This window comes from Cryptosporangium sp. NPDC051539, assembly GCF_044454545.1.
GTDB lineage: Bacteria > Actinomycetota > Actinomycetes > Mycobacteriales > Cryptosporangiaceae > Cryptosporangium.
Window position 1 is genome coordinate 1 of the sequence record NZ_JBITDV010000029.1, and the last position, 22,676, is coordinate 22,676.

Annotated in this window: 19 protein-coding genes and 2 pseudogenes; 7 read left to right on the top strand and 14 right to left on the bottom strand. The window is 70.3% G+C overall.

Going from position 1 to position 22,676, the window contains the following annotated elements; all coding sequences use genetic code 11:
- Positions 1–269 precede the first annotated feature (269 nt).
- The 7 genes from ACIBZJ_RS42980 to ACIBZJ_RS43010 form a co-directional block, all read right to left on the bottom strand.
- Complete coding sequence (locus ACIBZJ_RS42980) at positions 270–716, bottom strand: hypothetical protein (protein ID WP_395939394.1); 447 nt, start codon at positions 714–716, stop codon at positions 270–272.
- Between the two features lie 73 nt (positions 717–789).
- A complete protein-coding gene (locus ACIBZJ_RS42985; RefSeq protein ID WP_395939395.1) occupies positions 790–1,854 on the bottom strand; it encodes an ABC transporter ATP-binding protein in 1,065 nt (354 codons plus the stop codon).
- Entirely contained in the window at positions 1,847–3,547 is a 1,701-nt protein-coding gene (locus ACIBZJ_RS42990) for an ABC transporter permease (protein ID WP_395939396.1), read from the bottom strand. Before ACIBZJ_RS42990 ends, ACIBZJ_RS42985 begins: the two co-directional genes overlap by 8 nt.
- A complete protein-coding gene (locus tag ACIBZJ_RS42995) occupies positions 3,544–4,656 on the bottom strand; it encodes an extracellular solute-binding protein (protein ID WP_395939397.1) in 1,113 nt (370 codons plus the stop codon). Before ACIBZJ_RS42995 ends, ACIBZJ_RS42990 begins: the two co-directional genes overlap by 4 nt.
- 30 nt (positions 4,657–4,686) lie before the next feature.
- Complete coding sequence (locus ACIBZJ_RS43000; protein WP_395939410.1) at positions 4,687–5,007, bottom strand: DUF4387 domain-containing protein; 321 nt, start codon at positions 5,005–5,007, stop codon at positions 4,687–4,689.
- Between the two features lie 5 nt (positions 5,008–5,012).
- On the bottom strand, positions 5,013–6,380 hold the full coding sequence (locus ACIBZJ_RS43005; RefSeq protein ID WP_395939398.1) for an acyclic terpene utilization AtuA family protein: 1,368 nt from the start codon (positions 6,378–6,380) through the stop codon (positions 5,013–5,015).
- Positions 6,381–6,399: 19 nt separating this feature from the next.
- Positions 6,400–7,329 carry a phosphoglycerate dehydrogenase gene (locus tag ACIBZJ_RS43010; RefSeq protein WP_395939399.1) on the bottom strand — a complete coding sequence of 310 codons (930 nt, stop codon included), beginning with the start codon at positions 7,327–7,329 and terminating at the stop codon, positions 6,400–6,402.
- Between the two features lie 102 nt (positions 7,330–7,431).
- Between ACIBZJ_RS43010 and ACIBZJ_RS43015 the strand changes: the two genes are divergently transcribed.
- Positions 7,432–8,148, top strand: coding sequence for a GntR family transcriptional regulator (locus tag ACIBZJ_RS43015; RefSeq protein WP_395939400.1), 717 nt, complete (start codon positions 7,432–7,434; stop codon positions 8,146–8,148).
- 124 nt (positions 8,149–8,272) lie between these two features.
- Complete coding sequence (locus tag ACIBZJ_RS43020; protein ID WP_395939401.1) at positions 8,273–9,331, top strand: hypothetical protein; 1,059 nt, start codon at positions 8,273–8,275, stop codon at positions 9,329–9,331.
- Positions 9,332–9,448: 117 nt separating this feature from the next.
- Here ACIBZJ_RS43020 and ACIBZJ_RS43025 read toward each other — a convergent pair whose 3' ends face one another.
- A complete protein-coding gene (locus ACIBZJ_RS43025; protein ID WP_395939402.1) occupies positions 9,449–10,687 on the bottom strand; it encodes a serine hydrolase domain-containing protein in 1,239 nt (412 codons plus the stop codon).
- Positions 10,688–10,964: 277 nt separating this feature from the next.
- Between ACIBZJ_RS43025 and ACIBZJ_RS43030 the strand changes: the two genes are divergently transcribed.
- Both ACIBZJ_RS43030 and ACIBZJ_RS43035 read left to right on the top strand, forming a co-directional pair.
- On the top strand, positions 10,965–11,096 hold the full coding sequence (locus tag ACIBZJ_RS43030; protein ID WP_395932393.1) for a hypothetical protein: 132 nt from the start codon (positions 10,965–10,967) through the stop codon (positions 11,094–11,096).
- A 162-nt stretch (positions 11,097–11,258) separates the two neighbouring features.
- Positions 11,259–14,048: a helix-turn-helix transcriptional regulator gene (locus ACIBZJ_RS43035; RefSeq protein WP_395939411.1), complete on the top strand. Its 2,790-nt coding sequence runs from the start codon at positions 11,259–11,261 to the stop codon at positions 14,046–14,048.
- On the opposite strand, the gene ACIBZJ_RS43040 is transcribed toward ACIBZJ_RS43035, so the two are convergent.
- On the bottom strand, positions 14,045–14,506 hold the full coding sequence (locus ACIBZJ_RS43040) for a hypothetical protein (RefSeq protein ID WP_395939403.1): 462 nt from the start codon (positions 14,504–14,506) through the stop codon (positions 14,045–14,047). The genes ACIBZJ_RS43035 and ACIBZJ_RS43040 overlap by 4 nt on opposite strands.
- A 317-nt stretch (positions 14,507–14,823) precedes the next feature.
- Here ACIBZJ_RS43040 and ACIBZJ_RS43045 point away from each other — a divergent pair, with 317 nt between their 5' ends.
- Positions 14,824–17,211, top strand: coding sequence for a BTAD domain-containing putative transcriptional regulator (locus tag ACIBZJ_RS43045; protein WP_395939404.1), 2,388 nt, complete (start codon positions 14,824–14,826; stop codon positions 17,209–17,211).
- 83 nt (positions 17,212–17,294) lie between these two features.
- On the top strand, positions 17,295–17,900 hold the full coding sequence (locus ACIBZJ_RS43050; protein ID WP_395939405.1) for a hypothetical protein: 606 nt from the start codon (positions 17,295–17,297) through the stop codon (positions 17,898–17,900).
- On the opposite strand, the gene ACIBZJ_RS43055 is transcribed toward ACIBZJ_RS43050, so the two are convergent.
- Complete coding sequence (locus ACIBZJ_RS43055; protein WP_395939406.1) at positions 17,784–18,758, bottom strand: type II CAAX prenyl endopeptidase Rce1 family protein; 975 nt, start codon at positions 18,756–18,758, stop codon at positions 17,784–17,786. The genes ACIBZJ_RS43050 and ACIBZJ_RS43055 overlap by 117 nt on opposite strands.
- 303 nt (positions 18,759–19,061) lie before the next feature.
- Between ACIBZJ_RS43055 and ACIBZJ_RS43060 the strand changes: the two are divergent.
- Positions 19,062–19,256, top strand: a pseudogene (locus tag ACIBZJ_RS43060) (hypothetical protein); the annotation flags it as partial.
- A 76-nt stretch (positions 19,257–19,332) separates the two neighbouring features.
- On the opposite strand, the gene ACIBZJ_RS43065 reads toward ACIBZJ_RS43060, so the two are convergent.
- The 4 genes and pseudogenes from ACIBZJ_RS43065 to ACIBZJ_RS43080 all read right to left on the bottom strand — a co-directional run.
- Positions 19,333–19,956 carry a TetR/AcrR family transcriptional regulator gene (locus tag ACIBZJ_RS43065; protein ID WP_395939407.1) on the bottom strand — a complete coding sequence of 208 codons (624 nt, stop codon included), beginning with the start codon at positions 19,954–19,956 and terminating at the stop codon, positions 19,333–19,335.
- A gap of 530 nt (positions 19,957–20,486) precedes the next feature.
- The gene (locus ACIBZJ_RS43070) at positions 20,487–20,771 is read right to left on the bottom strand and encodes a hypothetical protein (RefSeq protein WP_395939408.1); all 285 of its coding nucleotides are present in this window, start codon (positions 20,769–20,771) and stop codon (positions 20,487–20,489) included.
- Positions 20,772–21,755, bottom strand: a complete 984-nt coding sequence (locus ACIBZJ_RS43075; protein WP_395939409.1) for a caspase domain-containing protein — start codon at positions 21,753–21,755, stop codon at positions 20,772–20,774. It abuts the gene before it with no gap.
- Positions 21,756–22,095: 340 nt separating this feature from the next.
- Positions 22,096–22,479: pseudogene (locus tag ACIBZJ_RS43080) on the bottom strand (IS1380 family transposase); the annotation flags it as partial.
- Positions 22,480–22,676: the final 197 nt, after the last annotated feature.

The following is a 22,676-nucleotide window of genomic DNA, read 5'->3' on the forward strand; positions in this document are numbered from 1 at the left end:
CGCCAGCACCCCAACCAAACCGGCCGTGACGATCATCCCAGCGACCAAGCCTCACCGGGTCAAACGGACACCAAGACCCTAAGTCACCGGTATTGCGGCTAGCCCCGGTCACTCGTTGCTCGACGCCGAGTGGCCCGTGGTGAAACTCGCGGTGGCCGAACTGGTCGGCGACCAGCCTCGCAAACGTTCCACCGCACGTCCGCGTTCGTCCACGACCCGCCCGGGGCGGACTCGATCCGAGTCGACGCCTGGGGCCGGGCCGTCGGGTGTCAACAGCTGGCCGACAGCACGGCTTGCGAGATCGCGTCGACGTCGTAGATGTGGACTGCCCGGGAAGCGAGAAATGCCTGGTCTTGGTAGGGCGACCTCATCTGCGGACCGTCGAGCGTCAGATGCGCGAACTCGAGGCCGTCCGAATTGCGCAGCGAGATGTTCTCGTGCCAGACGTCCGCGGCGCCGTGAACCCTGCTCGTGAAGACCGTGCCGGCGACCGCCACGACGTAGTCGCCGGACGGGTAGTCGGTCACCGTGATCGTCATCTCCGGAAACGCCGTGCAGTTACCGGCTCTCTGCCAATCCGGAACCACCGCGGTCCGCCCCGAGACCGGGACCGTGATACGACCGTCCTGGATGTCGGCCCGCGCGGCGCCGGGCGCGACCAGGACGGCCACCGCCGAGGCCGCGAGCACGGCCGTGATTTTCGTCCGATTCTTCACAGGACCTCCTCGACGTCATCTGCCGGGAGGACGGTCGCACGGTCGCCTGAAACAGCGCTGAAGCGACGCTGAATCAGGAATCGCGATCGGCGCGACCGAACACGCGGATCGACGACGGCGGCAGCTCGACGGTCAGCTCGGCGCCCCGATCCACCGGCGCGACCGACCGCACCACCAGGTCCTGCTCCCCGAGTGCCACGACGTACCGGTAGTGATCCCCGAGGAACGCCCGCGACCGCACCGTGACCGTCACGGTGTTCGCGGCCGAGGACTCCTCCGCGTGCACGACGATCCGCTCGGACCGGATCGCGAGCCGCACGTCCGGCCCGTCCGCGGCCGAGGGCACGGCCAGTGGCTGCGCCAGTCCGGGCAGCCACACCTGCCCGGACGCGGCCTTCCCGGACAGGACGTTCACGGTCCCGACGAAGTCGGCCACGAACTCGTCGGCCGGCGAATGGTAGATCTCTTCCGGCGTACCCACCTGCCGGACGCGGCCGGCCTTCATCACCATGATGCGGTCGCTCATCGAGAGCGCCTCGTCCTGGTCGTGGGTGACGAAAACGGTGGTCACCCCGATCCGCTGTTGCAGCGCCCGCAGCCACTCGCGCGCGCGTTCGCGCAGCTTGGCGTCCAGATTCGAGAAGGGTTCGTCGAGCAGGAGCAGGTCGGGCTGGTAGGCCAGCGCGCGGGCCAGCGCCACCCGCTGCTGCTGTCCGCCGGACAGCTCGTGCGGGAACCGCTTCTCGTACGGGCCCAGTTCGACGAGCTCCAGCACCTCCCGCACCCGGGCCGTGCGGGCGGACCGCCCGACCCGGCGCAGGCGGAGCGGGTACGCGACGTTGTCGTGCACCGACCGATGTGGCCAGACCGCGTACGACTGGAAGACGACGCCGCAGTTGCGGCGCTCCGGAGCCACGTCGACCCGCCCACCGTCGAACACCACCCGGTCGCCGAACGCGATCCGGCCGCGGTCGGGAGAGTGCAGGCCGGCGATCGACCACAGCGTCGTCGACTTCCCGCATCCGCTCGGGCCGAGCAGCGTGAAGAACTCGCCGTCGTCGACGTGCAGGTCCAGATCGTGCAGGACGACGTTCGGCCCGAAGCTCTTGGCGACCGAGGTCAGCGTCAGATCAGGCATGCGTGCGGACCCCCAGGAAGAGTCGACCGGCACCGAGGACGGCGAGCGTGATCGCCATCTGGACGACGCCGAACGCGGCGACCGCCCCGCCGGTGCTGGTGGCCGCGAGTTGCAGCATCGTCAGGCCCATGACCGGGGTCCGGTCGGTGACGAGGAAGACGGCCGGATCGGCGTCGTTGAGCATCGAGACGAACAGCAGGAGGAAACACGCGGCCATGGCCGGCGCGGAGAGCCGGAGCGCGACGCTCACCGACGCCTGCCACCAGGTGGCACCGGACGTCCGGGCGGCCCGGTCCAGGTCCTGCCCGATCGCGGCCAGCGCCGGGTAGAACACCCCGTACCCGAGCGCCAGGCTGCGCACCGCGAACGCGAGCCCGATCCCCCACAGCGACGCGCGAACCGCGCCGCTCGGGTCGAGGATCGCGAACGACCAGAAGAACGCCATACCGGTGACCAGGCCCGGCATCATCCGCGGCCACAACACGGCCTGTTGCAGCGATCCGCGGAACCGGAACGTCGAGCGGTGTGCCACCACCGAGATCACCGCGATCGCCAGCGTCGCCAGTAGCCCGCCGACGCCGGCGATCAGCAGGCTGTTGACGATCGAGTCCGACCAGATCGGGTTGTCGGAGATCGCCGAGAAGTTGTCGAGCGTCAGCACCGACCACGGCGTGATCAGCGGCGTCAGGATCGACGTGAACGCCGACAGCACGACGCCGGCCAACGGCACGACGACCAGCACTCCCAGCACCGCCGCGAACAGCGCCGTCACACCCCAGCGAGCAGCACCGAGATCCACGGTCCGCCGTGCGGACGCCCTCCCGGTCACGGTCGTGTAGCGCGCGGTGTCGCCGACCAGCCGGTTCCGGAGCACCAGCAGACCCGAGACGCACACCAGCAGGAACATCGCGCCGGCGGACACCAGCCCCTGATCCGGGGAGGCCGCCGTGATCCAGTGCCCGTAGAGGTAGGTCGAGACGAACGTGATGTCGTTCGGGAAACCGAGGATCAGTGGCAGTCCGAGCACCTCGAACGACACCGCGAAAACCAGCAGCGCCGAGTTCAGCGCGGCCGGCCGGAGCAGCGGCACCGTCACCGACATCAGCGCCCGCAGCGGCCGGGCACCGGCGCTGCGGGCGGCGTCCTCCAGCGCCGGGTCGATCGCGAGCACGGAACCACGGCAGAACAGGTACACGGTCGGCGCCGCCACCGTCGTGGCCACCAGCGCCATTCCCGGCAGCGTGTAGAGGTCGACCGGGAACGTCACGAACGTGTGCAGGGACAGCCACGACGAGACGTATCCCGACGGCGCCCACATCGCCATCCAACCGACGATCAGCACCAGCCCGGGAAGCAACACCGGCAGCACCAGCACGCCGGAGAGCAGCCGCCGGAACGGCACGTTCGTCCGGGTCAGCAGCACGGCCGCGCCCACGCCGAACGTCACCGACAGCACGGTGGTCAGCCCGGCGAAGACCGCGCTGTTGCCGACCGCCCCCCACCAGGCCGGGTCGGTCAGTAGGTGGCCGAAGTTCTCCAGCGTGAATTCGCCGCCCGGCAGGTACAGCGGCGTCGACCGCAGCGACGCCAGCGCGATCGGCACCACCGGCCCCACGACGACGACCAGCGTGAGCACCCAGACCAGGTACCAGCCGACCGGCGCCCGCCGTACGGCCGGTAACGCGAGGCTCATCGTCCGAAGGCCTTGTTGAAGCGCGCGACGATCCGGGGCTGTTCCGTCGCCAGGGCGGGGTCGTACGCCCCGATGATCAGGTTGTCCTCACCGACGATGGCCTTCACCTGCGGCAGGCCGAATGCGCATTTCACCCCGTCCCGGTAGGGGGTGAAGCCTCCGGCGCACGCGGCCTCCTGCCCCTTGGTCGAGAGCAGCCAGTTGAGCCAGACCTTGGCCGCGTTGGGGTGCTTCGCCTGGGACGTCACCGCGGCGGCCCGGGGCAGCAGCGGGGTGCCGTCGGTCAGGTAGCGGTAGTTCACGACCTTGGCCACGTCGCCGACGATGAACGCCCGGACCGCCCCGGAGACGAAGAACGCCGCCGCGTACTGACCCTGCGCCAGCTTCGTGACCAGCGGGCCGTTGTCGGACTCCAGCCCCGCGTGGGCTCCGATCCGCTCGAGCGTCTGCCAGCCGGCGTCGCCGTACTTGTCGAGGTACGCGCTGGTCGCGCCGAACTGGATGACGTTGCTGATCGCGGTGGCGCCGATCTTCCCGTCGAGTTGCGGTGCCATCTTCGCGAGCTCGGCCATCGACGTCGGTTGCTTGTTTTCGGGCAGCACGGCCTTGTTGAACACCGCGATGACCGGATCCTCGGAGAACGCGTACACGCCCTTGCCGAGCAGCGCGTAGTCGGGCAGGTTGGGCGTGTTCGGGTCGGTGTAGTCGGCCACGTTCCCACCGCGGAGGAACGACAGCCAGCCGACCGCGTCGCTGCTCATGACCACGTCGGCCGTCGACCCGCCCGACGCGACCTCGGTCTCGTAGCGCTGGAACATCTCCTGGTTGCCGAGCGTCAGGCTCCGGACCTCGATGCCCGGGTTCGCGGCCTCGAACGCCTTGATCATCGGCGTCATCTGCTGCTCTTCGCTGTTCGTGTAGAGCAGTACCTCGCCCTCGGTCCGGGCGGCCTGCAGAACTCCGGCGTCCACGGGCGTCACGGTGGCGGCCCGGCCGACGTCGGCGGTCGCCGAGGGCCCGGCCGACGTGGGGGAACCGGCATTGCTGCCGCACGCCGCGAGAACCAGTGCGGTGGCGAGCACGAAAGGAGCTACAGCGGTCCTTTTCATGGGGATCCTCGAGTTCGGAGGGTTCAAAGATCAGAGGAGGGTGCGAGCCGCCGCGCGGCCAGGGTCCACGCTCAGACCGGCCAGGGGGACGTGGTGCTGGCCGGCGTGCATGTCCCGGTCCCGCAGCGATCCCTGGGAGACCGGCCGCGGGAACGAGATCTTGACGACGTTGAGCGACGGGATCCGGAACAGCTGGACGGACCCGGCGTCGACCCGGTAGAGCTCGGCCACCACCCGCTCGTCCACGAACTCGACGGCGCGGAAGCCCTCGTCGTCCCGCATGAACAGCTCCATCGTCACCCAGAACGGGCCGGCGTTCTTCGACCGGACCTCCAGCGCGAGATCACTGATCGTGGTCACCGGGAGACTCCGTATTCGATGCGGAACAGGGCGGTGGGGTCCCCGCTGTCGACGACGTGGTTGAGCACGAACTCGTAGGCCGCACCCCGTTCCACCTCCGCCGGAGAGCTCGCGAACGCGAAGCTCGGCAGGTAGTGCATGTCCGCGGCCGGCAGGTGCAGCATCAACGTGTTGGCGACCTTCGCCACCGCCGTCGCGGTGGCCTGGTCCGGCGCGTTGACCAGCAGCATCACGCCGACCTCGCGGGGCGGGCCGGTCTCGGGCTCGAGCTCGCCCAGCACCGCGTCGTGTCCGTACAGGCGGACGTCGAACGCGTACTCGTCGTCGCCGCGCCCGAGCGTCTGGTGCACCCGGGCCGTGAGGTGCCGTCGCAGCAGAGCGGCCCAGCCGGAGATGTCCGCCAGCACGAGCGGGTCCCGGATCGCACTGAACGACATCGTCTCGTAGCCGGTGACCCGCGAGCCCTCGAGCTTGATCGTGTGCTGGTCGGCGTGGTGGAACGAGGAACCCTCGACCCGGACCGTCCGGTCGTCCACCGCGACGTAGGTCGCGTCCCGCACGTCCAGGGTCCCGGCCGGCTCCCGCATCTCGTACGGGTTCACGGTCTCGTAGAGCATGTGGGCGGCAACCGAGTAGGGCGTGCAGGCGCTGTCCGGTGAGAGCGGTTCGATCGTGAAGCCGCGCGCGTCGATCACGGTGTAGACCCCGCCCTCGCGGGGGTTCGTGGTGCACTGCCCACCGCACTCGACGATCTTCGCCGCGTGCCAGGTCGGTCCGGGCGGGGCGCCCTTCATCAGTGGATAGGCGGCCGCGACGGCGGTGTCGGTCGCGCGTCCGGCCAGCACGACCTGGGCGCCTGCCGCCAGCGCCTCGGCGATCGGCTCGTGCCCCATCATCCCGACGATGTGCGCACAGCTCTCGAGCGTCTCGGCCCGGAGCTCACCCATCGGCGGCAGTGGATGGATGCGTCCGGCGTCGAGGTGCTCCTTGAGGTCGGCGGCGTTCTGCTCGCTGTAGATACGGGCGACGCGGAGGTCCAGGCCCTCCTCGGCCATCACCTCGGCGGCGATGCCCGCGACCCAGTCGACGCCGCTGTCGGTGCCGCTCGTCCCGCACGAGCCGACGACGAGCGGGGCCCCGGACCGCGCGGCCGCCCGCAGCAGGCTGCGGAGATCGCGGGCCACCGCCTTCGCCGTCGTTTTCGCCGTGCCCGACCCGAGGTAGTAGGGCCCGGAGTCGGTCGATCCCCCGTCCACCGTGATCACGTCGACGCCGAGCGCGAGTCCGCGCTCGATCGTGGCCTCGTCCCAGCCCGCCCCGAGCATTCCGGTCGGCGTCAGGATCCGCACCTGTGTCTCGTCCATAGAGCTCTCTTTCGAAGGGTCAGCTGACCGCGAAGCGGGGGGTGCCGTTGAGGGCGGCCACCAGTTCGGCCGCGCCCTCGATTCCGGCGGCCCGGCGGGCCTCGGCGGACTGGCCGGCGAGGTGGGAGTAGACGACGATCCGGTCGACCGTGCGCAGCGGGCTGGTGACCGGGAGCGGTTCGACGTCGACCACGTCGAGCGCGGCACCGGCGATCCGGCCCGAGCGGACCGCTTCGACCAGCGCGTGTTCGTCCACGATCGGGCCGCGCGCGGTGTTGATCAGCACGGCGGTGGGCTTCATCCGGCGGAACGCGGCCGCGTCGAGCAGGCCGCGGGTGCGAGCGGTGAGTGCGGTGTGGATCGAGACGTAGTCCGAGGCGGCCAACAACTCGTCGAGCGGCACCGCGTCGCGGCAATCGGGACGGCTCGTCGTGCAGAGGATCTTCAGGCCGAACGCGCGAGCCAGCGGCACGACCGCCTGCGCCACCGCCCCGTAGCCGATGAGGCCGAGCGTCGCACCGCGCAGTTCGTGACCGTCCTCGCGCGGCCAGCCCCCGGCTCGTACGCCGGCCGCGCTGCGTACCAGTCCCCGCGCGGCGGCCAGCAGCACGCCGATCGTGTACTCGGCCACGGCGTTCGCGTTGACGCCGGGCAGGTTGCTGACCGTGATGCCCCGCCGCGTCGCCGCGGCGACGTCGACCGAGTCGTAGCCGACGCCGGTGCGCACGATCACGCGGAGGGTGGCGGCCCGCGCGAGCACGTCGGCGGTCATCGGCTCGTTCGCGATCAGCGCCGCGTCGATGTCGACCAGTGCCTCGGCCAATTCGTCGGGGTCACGCCGGCCGCGCATCGGCGCGTGCACGGTCTCGTGCCCCAGACGGCGCAGGTACTGATCGACCTCGTCGCCGGGCCGGAGGTAGTCGGTGGTGATCAGGATGCGGGACGCCATCGTTCCCCTCCCTCGATCGGGGTGCGGCGACCGTAGCTTTGCTATGGCAAAAACGTCAAGGGTTGCTTAGCAAGATGCAATGGCGAACGCTAGGCTGCCGACGTGGCGACCGAATCTCTCGTGGGGCTCACCAGCGACACCCTCGCCGACCGGGCCTACCGGTCGGTCCGGGCCGCGATCGTCACCGGTGAGCTCCGGCCGGGCCAGAAGGTGACCGAGCGCGGGCTGGCCGAACGGCTCGCGGTGAGCCCGACGCCGGTGCGCGAGGCGATCCGCCGGCTCGAGCAGGACGGGCTCCTCGAGCGCACCGGTCCGCGGACCGTGAAGGTCTCCAACCTCGGCGACACCGCGCTGCAGGACCTGGCCGAGGTGGAGGTCGCGCTTCGCGGCATGGTCGCCCGGTTCGCCGCCCGGCACGCGACACCCGATCAGCTCGACAACCTCGACGCGATCCTCGACGAGTCCGACGACCTGCGGCTCGTCATCGGGCAACGGCTGAGCAACGGCGAGGTCGTGACCCGCAACGTCAACCAGCTGCTGGACGTGATGCAGCGCTTCAACGACGCGGTCAGCGCGTGCGCGAGCAATCCGGTGCTGATCCGGCTCCTCGACCAGACCAGGGTGTTCTCCGCGTCGGAAACCCGGGCCCGGCGCCTGGAGCGCGTCGCCGAGGACCCGAGATTCGGCGCGGAGCGCTACGCGACCCACCGCGCGCTGGTGCGCGCACTGCGCGCGGGCGACGAGGTCGCCGCGGAGACCGCGGTGGTCGAGGACGCACGCGGCGGACTGACCGCCTTGCTCTCCGACGGCGGTCACTAGGGTCATGGTTCTGGTGGACGCCCGGCCGCGCGCCGCCGGGCGGTGGGTTGCCGCCGTCGCCACGGCCGGTGCGATTCGGATCCTGCGGGTGCGCTACCAGGTGAAACGTGGTTGGCTGCAGCCCATGGCCCGATTCCGACTCCGTGCGGCGCCGCCGCCCCAGCCGGCCGGCGCGGCCCAGCCCCAGCCGACCGGCGCGGCGCCGCCCCAGGGCGGGATCGGCGAATCGCTCACCCGCCTGGCGCAGACGGCCGGGCGCCCGTCGTTGTTCGCGCCGTCGGCGTTCGTCAAGCGGGTCGACTGCCCGCAGTGCGGGGCGCCCAAGCAACTGCCCTCGACGACGGCATACCTGTACTGCGACCACTGCGGATCGCTCGTCGACTACGACTTCCGCGCCGCCAACGCCGGCAGCAATTCCGGGCTCACCAACACGGTGTTCCACCACCTGCTCGCCCCCGTCCAGGTGCACCTACGACTGGCCAGGGCGGCCGGGGACGTCGGCCGGTACCGGCAGCTGTACGCCGGTGTCTACGCCGCGTGGCTCCGGGAGTGCCCGCAGGCGGTGTCGCCGCGGGCCCGCAACGACGAGCAGTTCCGCGACGGCATGATCCGCTACCTCGTGGAGTCGACCGTCTGCAAGGACTTCGACGCCGAGCTGTCCGCCCTCGAGCAGCACCTGAACATCGCGATCTCCGCGCTGCGGCGCATTCCGCGAGGCGCGGAGCCGTGGCTCGTCGACGTCGGGATCTGGCCGGTCGCGGAGCGGTTCCGGCAGTTCATGGAGGCGACCTACCTGCGCCTGGAGGCTGCCGGGGTACTGGCGTTGGATCCGGACGAGTCGCCGCCGGGGATTCCGCTGCGCATGGAGTACTCGACGTTCTGCCAAGCCTGGATCCCGCATCTCCTGCCGGCCGACGCCGAGCGACTGCTGTCCGGCTTCGGGCTGCACGCGGAGTACACGCAGGTCGCCGTGCCCACCGTGTCCCGCTGCTGCGGCGGGTGCGGCAACGCGATGGTGACGCTACCGACGGCCCGCGTCGTCGTCTGCGAGGCGTGCGGCCGCCGGGTGGACGTCGCCGGAGGCGAGTGCTCCTGCCGGTCGTGCGGCGCGCTGATCTACTTCCCGGCGGGCGTCACCCGGCTGCCGTGTCCCGCCTGCCGGGCACTGACCTTGCGGACCTGAGCCGCCAGCCTTGCGCACCCGAGCCGCCAGAGCCGAGGAATCGGGTAATCGGGAGGCGGTGCCACCTCTGCCGCGAGACCGGGGGCCTCGGTGGCGCGGCCCGCTCCGGCCGCGACCTCAGCCGCCCCCACCTCCGGTGGCCTCGACCCCCGTGATCGCCTGCGTCTCTCGTCCGATCATCTCCCTCAACGGCGCGCTGTCAGTGTTGCTGAGGATGACACCGACCCAGCCGGTGTCCGGGTAAATGCTCCAGTTCGCCCCGACGCCGGGATTACCGCCGGCGCGCTCGAAAACCCACTGACCCCCGCTGATGGAGACCGGACACAGATAGGCACCGAACGACGCCGGACCTTGGGGCAACTTGGCCGCGGTGAGTACGTCGGCCCAGGGCCGCTCCAGCAGCGTGCCGTTGCCCAGCGCCTGGCCGAACCGAACCAGATCCGGCGCAGTGGCGAAACCACCGTCTCCGGGCGCATCGATGAAGGCCCGGCCCGGATTCTTGCCCAGTACCTCCGGGCGCCCGCTGCCCTTTTCCAGATTGCCGACGGCGTCCACCACGCTGCCGTCGGCCAGCGTCATGTAAGGATGCGCGATGTTCGGATCGGCCAGCCACTGCGGCCGGGTGTAGAACGCCGAGCCGGTCATGCCGCAGCGCTCGAAAATGTTCTTCTGGACGTAATCCCAGTAGGTCGTTCCGGCCACCGCCTCCACGATCAACGCGGAAATGGTGATCCCCGCCTCCTCATGGAGGGTGGAGGCAACGCCGGGGACACCCACCAGCTCCGCCTGCCGGGCACGCTGCCCGTAGTAGCGCTGCACCTCGGCCCGGCTCCCGAAAACTCGATCCACGTCCTCTTCGGGGCTGCGCAACCCGGAGGCCCCGGTAAGAAGATCATGGACGGTGACCCGCTCGGCGACGGCCTTCGGGAAACCCTCCAAGTGCGCGCCCACCGTGTCCGACAGCCGCAACTTCCCCCGCTGAACCAACTGCAGAACAGCAACCGGGAGAAACGGCTTGCCCGCCGAGCTGAGGCTGAACGCAGTGCCCTCCCGGATAAGGACCTTCTTCTGGACGTCGGCCGTGCCGTAACTCCGGGACAGCACCGTCCGGCCCCGATGCGACAGCAGCACCACACCCGAGAACTTGCCCGCCGCGGCCAACTGCGCCACGTAGCGGTCATAAGCGCCGCCTGGCCGGGCGTCCGGCGGGATCCGATCGGCCCCGGGCAATCCGGTCGAGACCGCGTCGGCGCGGCTCAGGCCCATGCTCGCCAACGGAACACCCACGGCCGCCGCGCCACCCCAGGCGAGCACACGACGCCGATCGACTCCCCGCACCCCGTTCGAGTCCGTCAAGACATTCCCCTTCCCGAGGAAGAACCGGCCGGCGCAGTCACGCGCCCAGGCAGACGACTCCATCGAAGAGGGACGCCCGTTGTGGGGGCGTATGCAGATTTCGATACACCGGCAATATGACGCGAGACGCGATCGGCACGGTCGGCCCGCTCCACGCGAGTGTTCGCAACCGAACGTTCCGGCCGTCGCAGCGCCGAACGAACACGGCCCCGATCAGCGGCAATCTGATGACACCCGGGGAACACACCCCGACCACGATCTTCGGAGGCTGGACGACATGAGCGGCTGCTACGACTACGACTACTCGTACGACTGCAACGACAACTACGACTACGACTGCCGGCCGCGTCGTCGCCACCACAAGAAGCGCCACTACAACGACTGCTGGGACTACAGCTACTGCAGCTGACCTCCCCGAGAAGCGAAGGCCCGGAACGCGAAACCGCGCTCCGGGCCGCTCCACGTCCGGATCGAGCCGCGGTCAGCGAGTGGGCCGCCGCGGAGACACAGTGGGACAGTCGGCCGATTGCCGCCGCGCACGCCACGCTCCACTGTCTACGGTGTGACCGAGATGCTCGAGCGAGCGTCGGTGCTCGCGGAGCTCGACCGTGGTTTGGCCGCGGCGGCGGATGGTCGCGGCCGCTGCGTGCTGATCGAAGGCGCCGCCGGGCTGGGCAAGACCCGAGTACTGGCGGCTGCCCGCCAGGCGGCCACCGCCGCGGGCTTCCAGGTCAAGACCGCACGCGGCTCGGAGCTCGAACGCGGCTTCGCCTTCGGCGTCGTCCGGCAGATGTTCGAACCGCTTCTGGCGGCGATGCCCGCCGCGGACCGCGACCTCGTCCTGAGCGGCGCTGCCTCCGGCGCCGGCGTCGTGACCGGCGCGTCCGCGCCGACGACCGACCGGCCGCCCGGCGACTTCGCCAGCCTCCACGCCCTCTACTGGCTCACCGCCAACCTGTGCGCGCTCCGGCCGACGGTCCTGATCTGCGACGACCTCCATTGGGCGGACGAACCGTCGCTGCGATTCCTGACCTTTCTGCTCCCGCGGCTGGAAGACATGAACCTGCTGCTGGTCGCCGCCACCAGACCGCGCCAGCAGGGCGCGACCGGCGAACTGCTGGCGCGCCTGGTCGCCGACGCGTCCTGCCTGTCCGTCCCGTTGCCGCCGTTGAGCCCGAGCGCCAGCGGCACCCTCATCGAAGCGTCGCTCGGCCGACCGGGAGACCCGGAGTTCCTGGCGGCCTGCCACTCCGCCACCGGTGGCAACCCGCTGTTCCTCAGCGAACTCGCCGTCGCCGCCAGGACGAACGACCTCGCCCCGACCGCCGAGAACACCGCCCAGGTCAACGGGGTCGGCGCCGAGGCACTCGGCCGGCGCGTCGAGTCGTGGCTCGTCCGGATGCCGGCCGACTGCGGTGCCCTCGCCCGCGCGATCTCCGTCCTCGGTGGTGAAGCGGTCCTGAGCGTCGCCGCCACCGTCGCCAAGCTGGAGCTCTCCGCCGCGCTGGCCGCCGCGGACACCCTCGAGCGGCACGAACTCCTCGAGCGCGCCTCGGCCGATGGCGTGCGCTTCGTCCACCCCCTGGTGAACACGGCCGTCTACGAGAGTCAGTCGACGTCGGTCCGCGCCGCCGGTCACCGGCGGGCAGCGGTGACTCTGTTCTACGCACGGGTCAGCCCGGAGCGGGTCGCGGCGCACCTCCTCCGGATGCTGCCGGCCGGGCAGACGATCGTGGTCGAGGAGCTCCGCCGGGCCGCGAGGGACGCGCTGGCCCGCGGAGCCCCGGAATCGGCGCTCCGCTACCTGCGGCGGGCCCTGAGCGAGCCTCCCGACGCCGAGGACGAGCACGAAATCCTGCTCGCGGCCGCGGACGTGGCCGCCGCCGTCGACCTGCCCGCCGCCGCTGACCTCTACACCTCCGCGCTGGAGCGCTGCACCGACCCCGACGAACGCGCGTCGATCGGCCATCGGCTGGCTCGCGCCCGGTACTACGTCGGCCGGTTCACCGGCTCCTGGGACGCCGCGGCGGCGGCGCTCGAATGCGCGCCCACCGACGACCTCCGCGGACGGATCGCCGCCGGAATGATCAGCCTCTGCGTCGCCGGCGCCTACCACGCCCCCGACCGGGACGAGCGGATCGCCGGTTGGCTGGCGCAGGAACGGGGCGGGGATCCCGGCTCCCGCATGCTCGACGCCGCGTTGAGCGCCGCGGTCGCGATGACCGGCGACCCCGCCGCCGTCGCGCTCGCCGAACGCGCGCTCGACGACCCCGTCCTCACCGAGGTGAGCGCCGGTGACACCGCCCAGATCTGTGCCTGGTGGACGTTGATCGCCGCCGACCACGACCTCGCCATGACCAATCTGGACGCCGTCCTCGCCCGCGCGCACCAGATCGGCTCCTACTACGCGCTCGGCGCCGCACTGACCTGGCGTGGTCTCGCGTGGCTCTACCGGGGCGACCTGGCCGAAGCGATCACCGACCTGGACGACGCGATGACCGCCGCGGACACCGCCCGGATCGGGTTGGCCGGAGCGTTCACCGGCCCGTGGCTGACGATCGCGACCGTCGAACGCGGGGACCTCGATGCCGCGGAGGCCGCCCTGACCTGGACCGGCGCGCCGCAGCCGTTGCCGCCCGACGGCCCCTGGCACCTGCTGCTCGAGGCCAGAGCTCGACTTCTGCGGGCTCGTCATCGTCCGGAAGAAGCACTTCGTAGTGCGCTCGCCGCCGGGGAGTGCTTCGCCCGGATCGGCGGCGTCAACCCGGCTGTGGTGGGTTGGCGTAGCGAAGCTGCGCTCGCTCTCCGCTCGCTCGGCCGCGAGCGGGACGGCCGGAAGCTCGCGCAGGAGGACCTCGAAGCGGCCCGGCGCTGGGGCGCGCCTCGCGCGCTCGGCCGCGCCCTGTGGGTGGCCGGGTTGCTCACGGAGGGCCCGGCCGGCCTCCAGTACGCGGCCGACGCGGTCGACGTCCTCGGATCCGCGAAGCTCGAGCGGGCGAAAGCCCTCGGCGTTCTCGGTATTCGCCAGCGCCAGGCCGGGCTGGTGACCGACGCACGCCACACGCTGCGCCGCGGCATGGATCTGGCGGCGACGCTCGGCGCCGTGCCGCTGGCGGAGCGGCTCGGCGCCGAGTTGCGGGCGAGCGGGGGACGTCCCCGGCGTACCGCGCTGAGCGGCCCGGCGGCGCTGACGGTCAGTGAACGGCGAGTGGCCGACCTGGCCGCTGACGGCCACACGAACCGGGAGATCGCCCAGCGGTTGTTCGTCACACCGAAGACCGTCGAGGTGCATCTGTCCGCGTGCTACCGGAAGCTGGCGATCTCCCGCCGCGACGAACTGTCCGCCGCGCTCGCGCCTTAGCCGACCAGCGCACCGACCGCGAAGTACGTCTTGTTCGTGGTGTGCGTGGAGGGCTGGATCTCGAGGCGGTAGGTCGCCGCGCCGCCGATGCGCGCGCGCTCGAGCTTCTGTGCGCCGATGTTCACGCTGCCTGCGCGCAGGAGGTACTCCGGCTTGTTGTCGACAAAGGAGTCGACGTACCAGTCGTAGAAGAGGAAGTCGCCGCCTTCGTTGCAGAGCATCACGTACGGGGTGGCGACGGAGGCCGAGGGCACGAAGAAGCTCATGCTTCCGTTGGCGCCGTTGGTGCCGTCGATCTTCTGGATGCTGGTCGGCGTCCCGCTGGGGACCCGCAAGTTGAAGGCTGCCGTGCAGGTGGACATGCTGGCGTCGGCCGGAGCGGCGAGCCCACCCGCGGCCAGCACACCGGCGACGGCCGCGAGGCCGGCAGCGAGCCAGCGCTTTCGCTTGGTGATCATCGTTCGTGTCTCCATCGAGTTGAGTGACCTTTCGCCACCCACACTCCGGCAGCCGAGCGGCCCGAACATCAGGACCGACCCCCGGCCGACCCCCCAAGGTATTCGCGCTCGTCCCTAAGAGATTGCCGCGTAGGCGACAACTCCCTTGCCTTCGCTCGGGAGGAGCTCGCGATGACACCTGAGCATTCGCGTACTGGCTGCTGGTGGCCTTCCTCGACGGCGACGACGCCGACGCGGGCGAGCGAGTCCACCGGAAGTGATCCGCGCCCGCGCCGGCGTCGGTCAGCCGTCGGCGCAGGCGCCAGTAGCGTGAGCGTATGCGTGTGGGTTTCCTCGGTCCGCTCGAATTGAGCGTCGGCGGTCGCGCGGTGCCGGTCGGCGGAGAACAGCTGCGGTCGCTGCTGGTCCGCCTTGCGTCCGCCGGTGGGCGGCCGGTTTCGGCGGCGGCGCTGCTGGAGGATCTGTGGGGCGCCGGCGGCCGGCTCAACACGCTGCAGTCGTTGGTGTCACGTCTGCGCGGTGCGCTGGGTTCCGCGGACGCGGTGACGTCGGTCGCGGGCGGTTACCGGTTGGCGGTGGAGCCGGATTCGGTCGACGCGCTGCGATTCGAGCGGCTGGTGCGTGAGGCTCGGGAGCTCCCACCGGCGGCTAGGGCGCCCGCACTTCACGCTGCGCTGCAATTGTGGCGTGGTCCGGCGCTGGCCGACGTCCGAGGGCTCTCGTTCGGCGTTCGCGAGGCGGAGCGGCTCGAGCGTGCCCGGCTGGCCGCGCTGGAAGATCGAATCGAGGCCGAGCTCGACATGGGCGCCGGAGCCGACCTCGTCGTCGAGTTGGAATCGTTGGCCGCCGGCCATCCGATTCGGGAGCGGGTGCACGCACAGCTGATCCTGGCGCTGGCAGCGAGCGGCCGCCGGGGTGACGCACTCGCGGCTTACGAGCGGATCCGTGGTCGGCTGGCCGAGGCCTACGGTTGTGACCCCGGTCCCCACCTCCGAGCGGCCTATCTGGCGGCGCTCCGGACCGAACCGCCGCAGCGCCGCAGCGCATCCGGCAATCTGTCCGCGTCACTGACCAGTTTCGTGGGGCGCGACGATGACGTCGTCCGAGTGGTGGGCCGCCTCGAGAGCGCCCGGATGGTCACGATCGTCGGCGCGGGCGGAGTCGGTAAGACCCGGCTGGCCAACGAGGCGGGACGGCGGCTGACGCCGACCGGCGGAATCTGGTTCGTACCGCTCGCCTCCCGCGGCGCGCACGACGTGACCCAGGCCGTCTACGACGTCGTGCGGGTCCGGGCCGGATCCTCCACGCGCGGCAGCGTCGCGGAGCGTCTGGTCGAGGTGCTGAGCGCCGATGACCCGGTCGTGATCCTCGACAACTGCGAGCATGTGGCCGACGCGGCGGCCGGACTGGCTACTCGATTGCTGGGCTGCTGCCCTCGGTTGCGGATCCTGGCCACCAGCCGCGAGGCGCTCCGCGTCGATGGCGAGCACGTGCATCCGGTGCTGCCACTGCGGTTTCCCGGCCCGGACGCGTCCGCCGACGAGATCCGGGCCGCCGCCGCGGTCCGCCTCTTCGCCGACCGGGCCTACGCCGTGGATCCGGACGCCGCCTTCGATGACGCCGCGCTCCGAACCGTGGCCGAGATCTGCCGGCGCCTGGACGGGCTGCCGCTGGCGATCGAGTTGGCTGCGGCCCGGCTGCGTTCGCTACCGCTGCAGGCGGTCGCGACCCGATTGAACGACCGCTTCGACCTCCTCACCGAGGGCAGCCGGACCGCGCTCCCCCGGCAGCAGACCCTGCGGGCAGCGGTGGCCTGGAGTTGGGACCTGCTCGACGCCGACGAGCGGACGCTGGCGGAGCGGCTAGCCGTCATCCCCGGCAGCTTCGGTGAGGACGCGGCCGCCGCACTCGGCGAGCCGGAGAACCGCGTGCCGGATCTCCTCGCCGCGTTGGTGGCCAAATCGCTCCTGTACACGACCGAGCCGACCGAGCCGCGCTACCGCATGCTGCTGACCATTCGCGAGTTCGGCTTGCAACAGCTGACCCGACGTGGTGAAACGGACCCGATCAGGGCACGCCACGCGGCCTTCCTCCTCGACCTGGCCGAGACCGCCGACGCCGGCCTACGCGGCTCCGACCAGCTCGTGTGGCTGGCCCGCCTGGTCGCCGAACGGGAGAATCTGTCCGCCGCGGTCCGCTGGGCGGCGCGGTCCGGCACTGCCGACCTGGCCGGTCGGCTCGCCGTAGCGTTGTCCTGGTTCTGGTACTTACGCGACGACGTGGCCGAGGCCCGTGCCGTGACCGACCTGATCCTCCGAACGCCCGGGCCGATCCGGCCGGAGATCCGGTCATTGGTGACCCTGGGACACGCGTTGGCCGTGCACGAGCTGAGTGCACCGGAAACTACTCCGGCCGCGCTCGATCGGGTCCGGGTGGCACTCCACGGGGTCGGCTCCCACCCCCTGGTGGGACTGGCCCGGCTGAGGTGGCCATCGGGACGGCTGACGATCTCGCTCCGCGCGACGTGGTCCCGGGCCCCGAACCGACGACCCCGTGGGATCGATCGTTCAGGCTGCTGCTCCAGGGTTTCCTCGCGCTTCACACCGGCCGGCTCGCCGAGGCCCGCGCCGGCCTGGCCCGGGCTCTGGATGGCTTCGAAGCGCTCAGCGAACGCTGGGGGCTCGCGATCACGCTGGACGCGCTGAGTCTCGCCGCGCAGCGGTCCGGCGAAGAGGCAGGTATTCCCCACCTCGCGGAAAGGCGCGCCCGCTACCTGCGGGAACTCGGGATGGCCCGGCACACCACCGACGACGAGGTCCGGACAGCCCTGCGCCGGGCGCGGGACGGAGACGTGGACGGCGCCCGACGGCAGCTGACCGTCCTGCTCGACTCGACGCCGTCACCGGCGCGGGTATACCTCGGCCTGACGCAACTGGAATGGCGGACCGGGCAGGTCGAACTCGCCGGCCGCTACGCCGCAGCCGGTCTGGCCGCGAGCACGGCGCAGCGGCACGAGATCGTCCTGCTGCTGGGAATGCTCGCCCTCGTCGAAACCACGGAAGAAACGCCGGACCAGGCCGTCCGGCGGCTCGACCATCCGGCTGTGCGCCTCGCGCTGGCTTCACGCACCCCGATCGCCGCGGCGCTCCTCGCGGTGCTGGCCGTCGTCGAGTGCGCTCGTGATCGGCCGGAGCCGGCCACACGGCTTCTCGGTGCCGCGCACCAGCTGGGCCGGTGGGACGACGTCCTCGACATCGATACCGCGGCGGCCGCGCGGTCAGCCCTCGCGCGCCTCGGAGACGCCAGGTTCAGCGCGCTGTACTCGGCCGGTGAATCGGCGCCATGGGCCAGCACCCAGGAACTGGTCGCCGCCAGCCTCGCCGTCTCCGGCTGAGGAATCCAGCGACGTCCCGGGCGCGCGCAGTGCGAGCCAGCGTCCGCGCGTGGTCAGTACCGCCGAGAGGACAGCCACGGAGGCCACCAGCAACCCGCCTTCCCCCAGCCACAGCCGGGCACCCGAGCCGGACGTGGCCGGATCGAAAGCACTCTGGATGATGCTGTTCCAACCGGCGTGCAGCACCACGGCGGGCCAGATGCTGCCGCTCTCCAGCCGGAGCCGCGCGAGGACGAAGGCGGCCGCAATCGTGGTCGCCGCGAACCCGATCAGCCCGGCCAGGCGATTGCCGCCGCCGTTCACCACGTAGGACCCCGTGATGATCAGCGGAGCGTGCCACAGCGCCCAGATGATTCCGCTGACCAGCACCGGACGAGGGACGCCGGCGTCGATCAACCGGATCAGCAGATAACCGCGCCACCCGATCTCCTCGCCTGTCGTCGACAGGCAGGCGACCAGCGTGGTCACGGTCGCGGCGAGTAGCAACCCGAGCGGGAATCCCCGCGGCGGCGAGTGGTAGTCGGCCAGCCCGGTCGTCCAGGCGATGACGTAGGCCACCAGGCCGATGACGAGCGGGTACGCGAGGGCAGCGGCCAGGAAGAACAGGACGCGGCGGCCACCGAACCGGAACGAGACGTCACGGATCCCCTCGCGGAGAACGAGGCGGCAGATCAACGAGGAAGCCGCGACCGACCACATCAGCGCGAGGAACCAGGCCGTGTTTCCGGTGTGGACCACCACGGCCACGGACAACGCATTGAACAGTGCGACCAGTGACAGGAACAGCACGACGCCACGCCGGGCCGTGGCTCGGCGTGCGCTCTGGTTGATCCCCACGGAGGACGGAGAGGACGACATGACCAGCTTTCGTTCGGCTTCGGGGACGTGCCCACCCTCCGCCTCGAGCCTGGTAATTCGCGCACAAGTCGCTTGCACCGGGTATCAGCGGCGCTCGTTCCAGTAGTGGTGGGGGCCGCCGCGGTTTCGGCGGCGAGTTCGCTGGAGTCGACCATCCTGTGCGTCACCGGCTACGACACGCCTGACCCGGCCGGCCGGGTGAAGGACGACTGGCCTGCCGAACGTCGACCGGATCCTCGAGGTCGGCGACCGCAGCCTGACCTGCCGACGTCCGCCACCGCACCCGGAACTTCTTGCTTCCCGACGAGCATCTTCGACCGCATCCACCGGATCCCGATGCCGACCATCGCGTTGCTCGGCGGATTCGCGCGCGGCGGATTCGCGCTCGGCGGATTCGCGCTCGGCGGATTCGCGCCTGGCGGATTCGCGCCTGGCGGATTCGCGCTTGGCGGCGGAGCGGAGCTCGCCTACGCCTGCGACTTCCGGATCGGCACTCCGGTCCGGGCATCCTGGCCGCGGCCGGTCCGGCCCGGCGGGGATCGGAAAGCCCGCTGACCGGGTCTCTCCGGCCGGTTCAGCGCCGCTCGATCGCCAGCCCATCGAACGCGATGGTCGTCACCGCGTCCGCCACGGTCCGCGCGTCGTAGGATCCGTCGGCTCGAAGCCACTCCACCAGCGAGTTGACCATGCCGAACAACAACCGGCTGACCAGATTCGCGGGGACGTCGGCCCGGAGCGCCCCGTCGGCCACCGCTGCCCGGACGAGGTCGGCCAGCCGGTCGTCCAGCCAACGGCGGCGCTCCAGCGCGCCCTGCTCGATCGCGGTGTTTCCCCGCACGCGCAGCAGCAAAGTGACCGACGGCTGATGGGACACCAAGACTTCCACCGAACGCCGGACGACCTCGCGCAGCCGCTCATAGGCTGAGAGCCGATCGTCCCGCGACGCGCTCTCGACCACCGACGTCAGCTCCCCGAGCGCGTCGTCGAGCGCGAGCCGGAGCAGATCCTCTTTGCTCTCGAAATGGTGGTAGATCGCGGATTTGGTGACGCCGAGTTCTTTCGCCAGATCGCCGATGCTCGTCGCGTCGTAGCCCTTGCGAGTGAAAAGTTCGATCGCCGCGCGCAGCACGGCGGCCTGATCGTTTCCCGGACGGCCCCGACCGCGGCGCGCCGGCGGGGTCGACTCCACTGCGCTCACCCGGCCAGCCTCTCACGGAGCAGGTGCCCGGCCGGCCGCCGCCGCGCGCGTGTCCGGGCCGGTCGTCGGCGTGCGCCTGCCCGGCGATGATCAACGTGCACGGGCTCGGACCCGTGACGGCTGTAGCACCCGTCTTGCGCGGGGATTCGCCGTCGCCGGCCTGGGTGCTCGGTCCGTGCCTCGTCGACGTGGGAGTGGTCCGCGAACCCGCTCCTGAGCTGGGCTGACACTTTAAGTGGGGGACGGTCAAATCATCGCGACCGGCGCGGACGACGGCGCGGTCGTACTCTGGACCATGGCCGACCGAGGGCATCCCCGGCCGCTCGCCTTCCCCCTGACCGGCCATACCGACGCTCGCGCGGGTGGACTCTCCCGGAAACAGTGGCGCCGCTACACCCCGGAGACGCCGTACCAAGCGACCTGCTAGCCGTCAGCTGCGGCTAGCAGGTCCACGCCCAGTCGGTCCGGCTTCTGGAACGACAAACCGCCGATCATGCAACGGCAGTCAAACTGGGCGCCCCGAGCGCCATTCATGGTGTGTCACGGTTCTCGAGAGCGGCTTCGACGATCGGCAGGTAGCGCCGGACCTGTTCCCGATCGCTCTCTTTCTGCGCGTCGGTGAGCTGGTCGTAGGGCGTGACGATCTGGTGTTCCCAGCGTGTCACTAGTTCGGCCGGAATCACCAGCGAGCCATCCGCGGTGCGCTCACATCGAGAGTGCAGATAGCGCTGCCAGTGCGACCAGCGTTCGTGCTCGACGGCTGCCAGTACCTCGACCAGGCTGTCCCGCGGCGGGCAGCTGTCAGATCCGCCCATCTAGATCAGCTTGTCGTTGACGAGTTGCCAGTAGTGCTGGCCGAGTACCGTCAGTTCGCAGGATTTGCTCCACATCGCCGCGTGCCACAAGTGCGGCGCATCGACCGGCCTCAGCAAGTTGACCTTGGCGTAGTTCTGCAGCACCGCGAACGTGGCCGTGTGCGCCGGATCCGGTGGAGGGATGCTCACATCGGCTTTCTGATCGCTTGAGCGCTCCGGTTCGAAGGACGGGTCCAACGCGAACCGGTGGCCCGGGGCCGGGAACAGCGTCACCAGAGCCTTGAGGTCGTTGCGGGTGATCGGAGGCCGAACCCGTTTGAGAGAGACAAAGCGCTTCACGTTGGTCTTGAAGACAGGTCGTTGCGCCCAAGGCCCCAACGACTGGTCGATGTGCGCGTAGACGCTGCCCGGTGTGATTTCTCCGACGAGATTCGCGGCAGAACCCCCCAAAGCGTCGACCAGCAGATTCGTGAAGACGCCCCCTCGCCTTGTTCCGACGGAGTACTGCCGGTCGGTGGAGGCGGTCAGGATGGTCGTACCGGTGGAGACTTCGGCCATTCCACGCCTGAGCGGGACGTCAGCGACGGTGCCGCTGTGGCAGCAGTCCAGGATTATCACCTTGTTCTGCGCCGGGGAGTTATTCGCGAATGTCATGACCTCGTTGAGCGCCACTCCGTCATGACCACTGCGGCAATCACTGGCGGACAGGAAGCCTCCAGTGTCATCGAACCAACCGTGTCCAGCGAAGTAGAAGAGGGCGATCTCGGGGTCGTCCGTGAACAACTCCTCCACGGCGTCACGCAGATGGTCGCGCGTTACCGAAGACGGCGCGGACGCGGTTATCATTCGCGGACTGACGAAATTGGGCTCACCAGTGGCATGTTCCTCCAACGCGCCGCGAACCGAGTGCGCGTCCTTCACGCAACCGTGTAACTCGGGCAGGTATTTGTAATGGTCGATACCGACTATTAGCGCCTTTCGCACGGACTCCCCCTTTCCGTCAGCCTTAGCCGGCTGCGGTACCGCAAGTACTAGCCTCAGTCGAGGGTCGAGACCCGAGACGTACGCTCCCTCCCCCAAGAGTAGTGATCACAGGGTGGCTCGGCGGCCACCACAGCAATCGCTGACCTCGGGCTAGCGCGGCGAGTGTCGCTCGTAGATAGCGCGAAGTGCTCTGAGCTGCGGGAATTGGATTGCGCGCTTCGTCTCGCAGGTGGGCTCGCTGACCTCGAGCCCGTTGGTCTCGCCTGCCGCACCGCCATTGATGTCGTCGACGAGAAGAACTTCGACCGTGCGTCCCATCGGAACCTCAGTCAGTCAGTCAGGCGGGCTGCGCCCACGCAATCCGGCGCGCGGCGGCCCGCGCCGAACGCACCCCGGCCGGCGCCGAGGCGTCCAGCCCGGACAGTCACCGCCACGCGTCCGGATCGGAGGCCACCGGACCGAACAACGTGGCCTGGTCACGCAGCACGCCCAGATCGCTGATCGTTTCGCCGCCGTCGGCGAGCATCACCGCCAGATCCACCGCGATCCGGCCTGGATCGTGACCGCCCTGCGGTTGCCGTAATCCGGCCAGAGCCTAGCTGAAACCGCTGGCCAGACCAGTGGCGTCCACCAAATCGGCCAGCAGCCGGGCACCGGCGTGACTGACCACCGCTCGGCCGCCACCAGTGACTACGAGCCGCGGACGGGTCCGGGTGGCCTCCACACTGCAAGTGCGTTCCGAAGCCCTGTTTTCCCAGATCAGGACGCACTTCCTCTTTCCGGCCCCGGCCGCCGGACCGCCCCTGACGAAGGGGCGAGGCTAGTCCCAATACCGGTGACTTAGGGTCTTGGTGTCCGTTTGACCCGGTGAGGCTTGGTCGCTGGGATGATCGTCACGGCCGGTTTGGTTGGGGTGCTGGC

Coding starts and splice junctions, on each gene's coding strand:
- ACIBZJ_RS42985 (WP_395939395.1), bottom strand. CDS start 1,854: ATGCCTGATCTGACGCTGACCTCGGTCGCCAAGAGCTTCGGGCCGAAC.
- ACIBZJ_RS42990 (WP_395939396.1), bottom strand. CDS start 3,547: ATGAGCCTCGCGTTACCGGCCGTACGGCGGGCGCCGGTCGGCTGGTAC.
- ACIBZJ_RS42995 (WP_395939397.1), bottom strand. CDS start 4,656: ATGAAAAGGACCGCTGTAGCTCCTTTCGTGCTCGCCACCGCACTGGTT.
- ACIBZJ_RS43005 (WP_395939398.1), bottom strand. CDS start 6,380: ATGGACGAGACACAGGTGCGGATCCTGACGCCGACCGGAATGCTCGGG.
- ACIBZJ_RS43010 (WP_395939399.1), bottom strand. CDS start 7,329: ATGGCGTCCCGCATCCTGATCACCACCGACTACCTCCGGCCCGGCGAC.
- ACIBZJ_RS43020 (WP_395939401.1), top strand. CDS start 8,273: ATGGCCCGATTCCGACTCCGTGCGGCGCCGCCGCCCCAGCCGGCCGGC.
- ACIBZJ_RS43030 (WP_395932393.1), top strand. CDS start 10,965: ATGAGCGGCTGCTACGACTACGACTACTCGTACGACTGCAACGACAAC.
- ACIBZJ_RS43035 (WP_395939411.1), top strand. CDS start 11,259: ATGCTCGAGCGAGCGTCGGTGCTCGCGGAGCTCGACCGTGGTTTGGCC.
- ACIBZJ_RS43040 (WP_395939403.1), bottom strand. CDS start 14,506: ATGATCACCAAGCGAAAGCGCTGGCTCGCTGCCGGCCTCGCGGCCGTC.
- ACIBZJ_RS43045 (WP_395939404.1), top strand. CDS start 14,824: ATGCGTGTGGGTTTCCTCGGTCCGCTCGAATTGAGCGTCGGCGGTCGC.
- ACIBZJ_RS43050 (WP_395939405.1), top strand. CDS start 17,295: ATGGCCCGGCACACCACCGACGACGAGGTCCGGACAGCCCTGCGCCGG.
- ACIBZJ_RS43055 (WP_395939406.1), bottom strand. CDS start 18,758: ATGTCGTCCTCTCCGTCCTCCGTGGGGATCAACCAGAGCGCACGCCGA.
- ACIBZJ_RS43070 (WP_395939408.1), bottom strand. CDS start 20,771: ATGGGCGGATCTGACAGCTGCCCGCCGCGGGACAGCCTGGTCGAGGTA.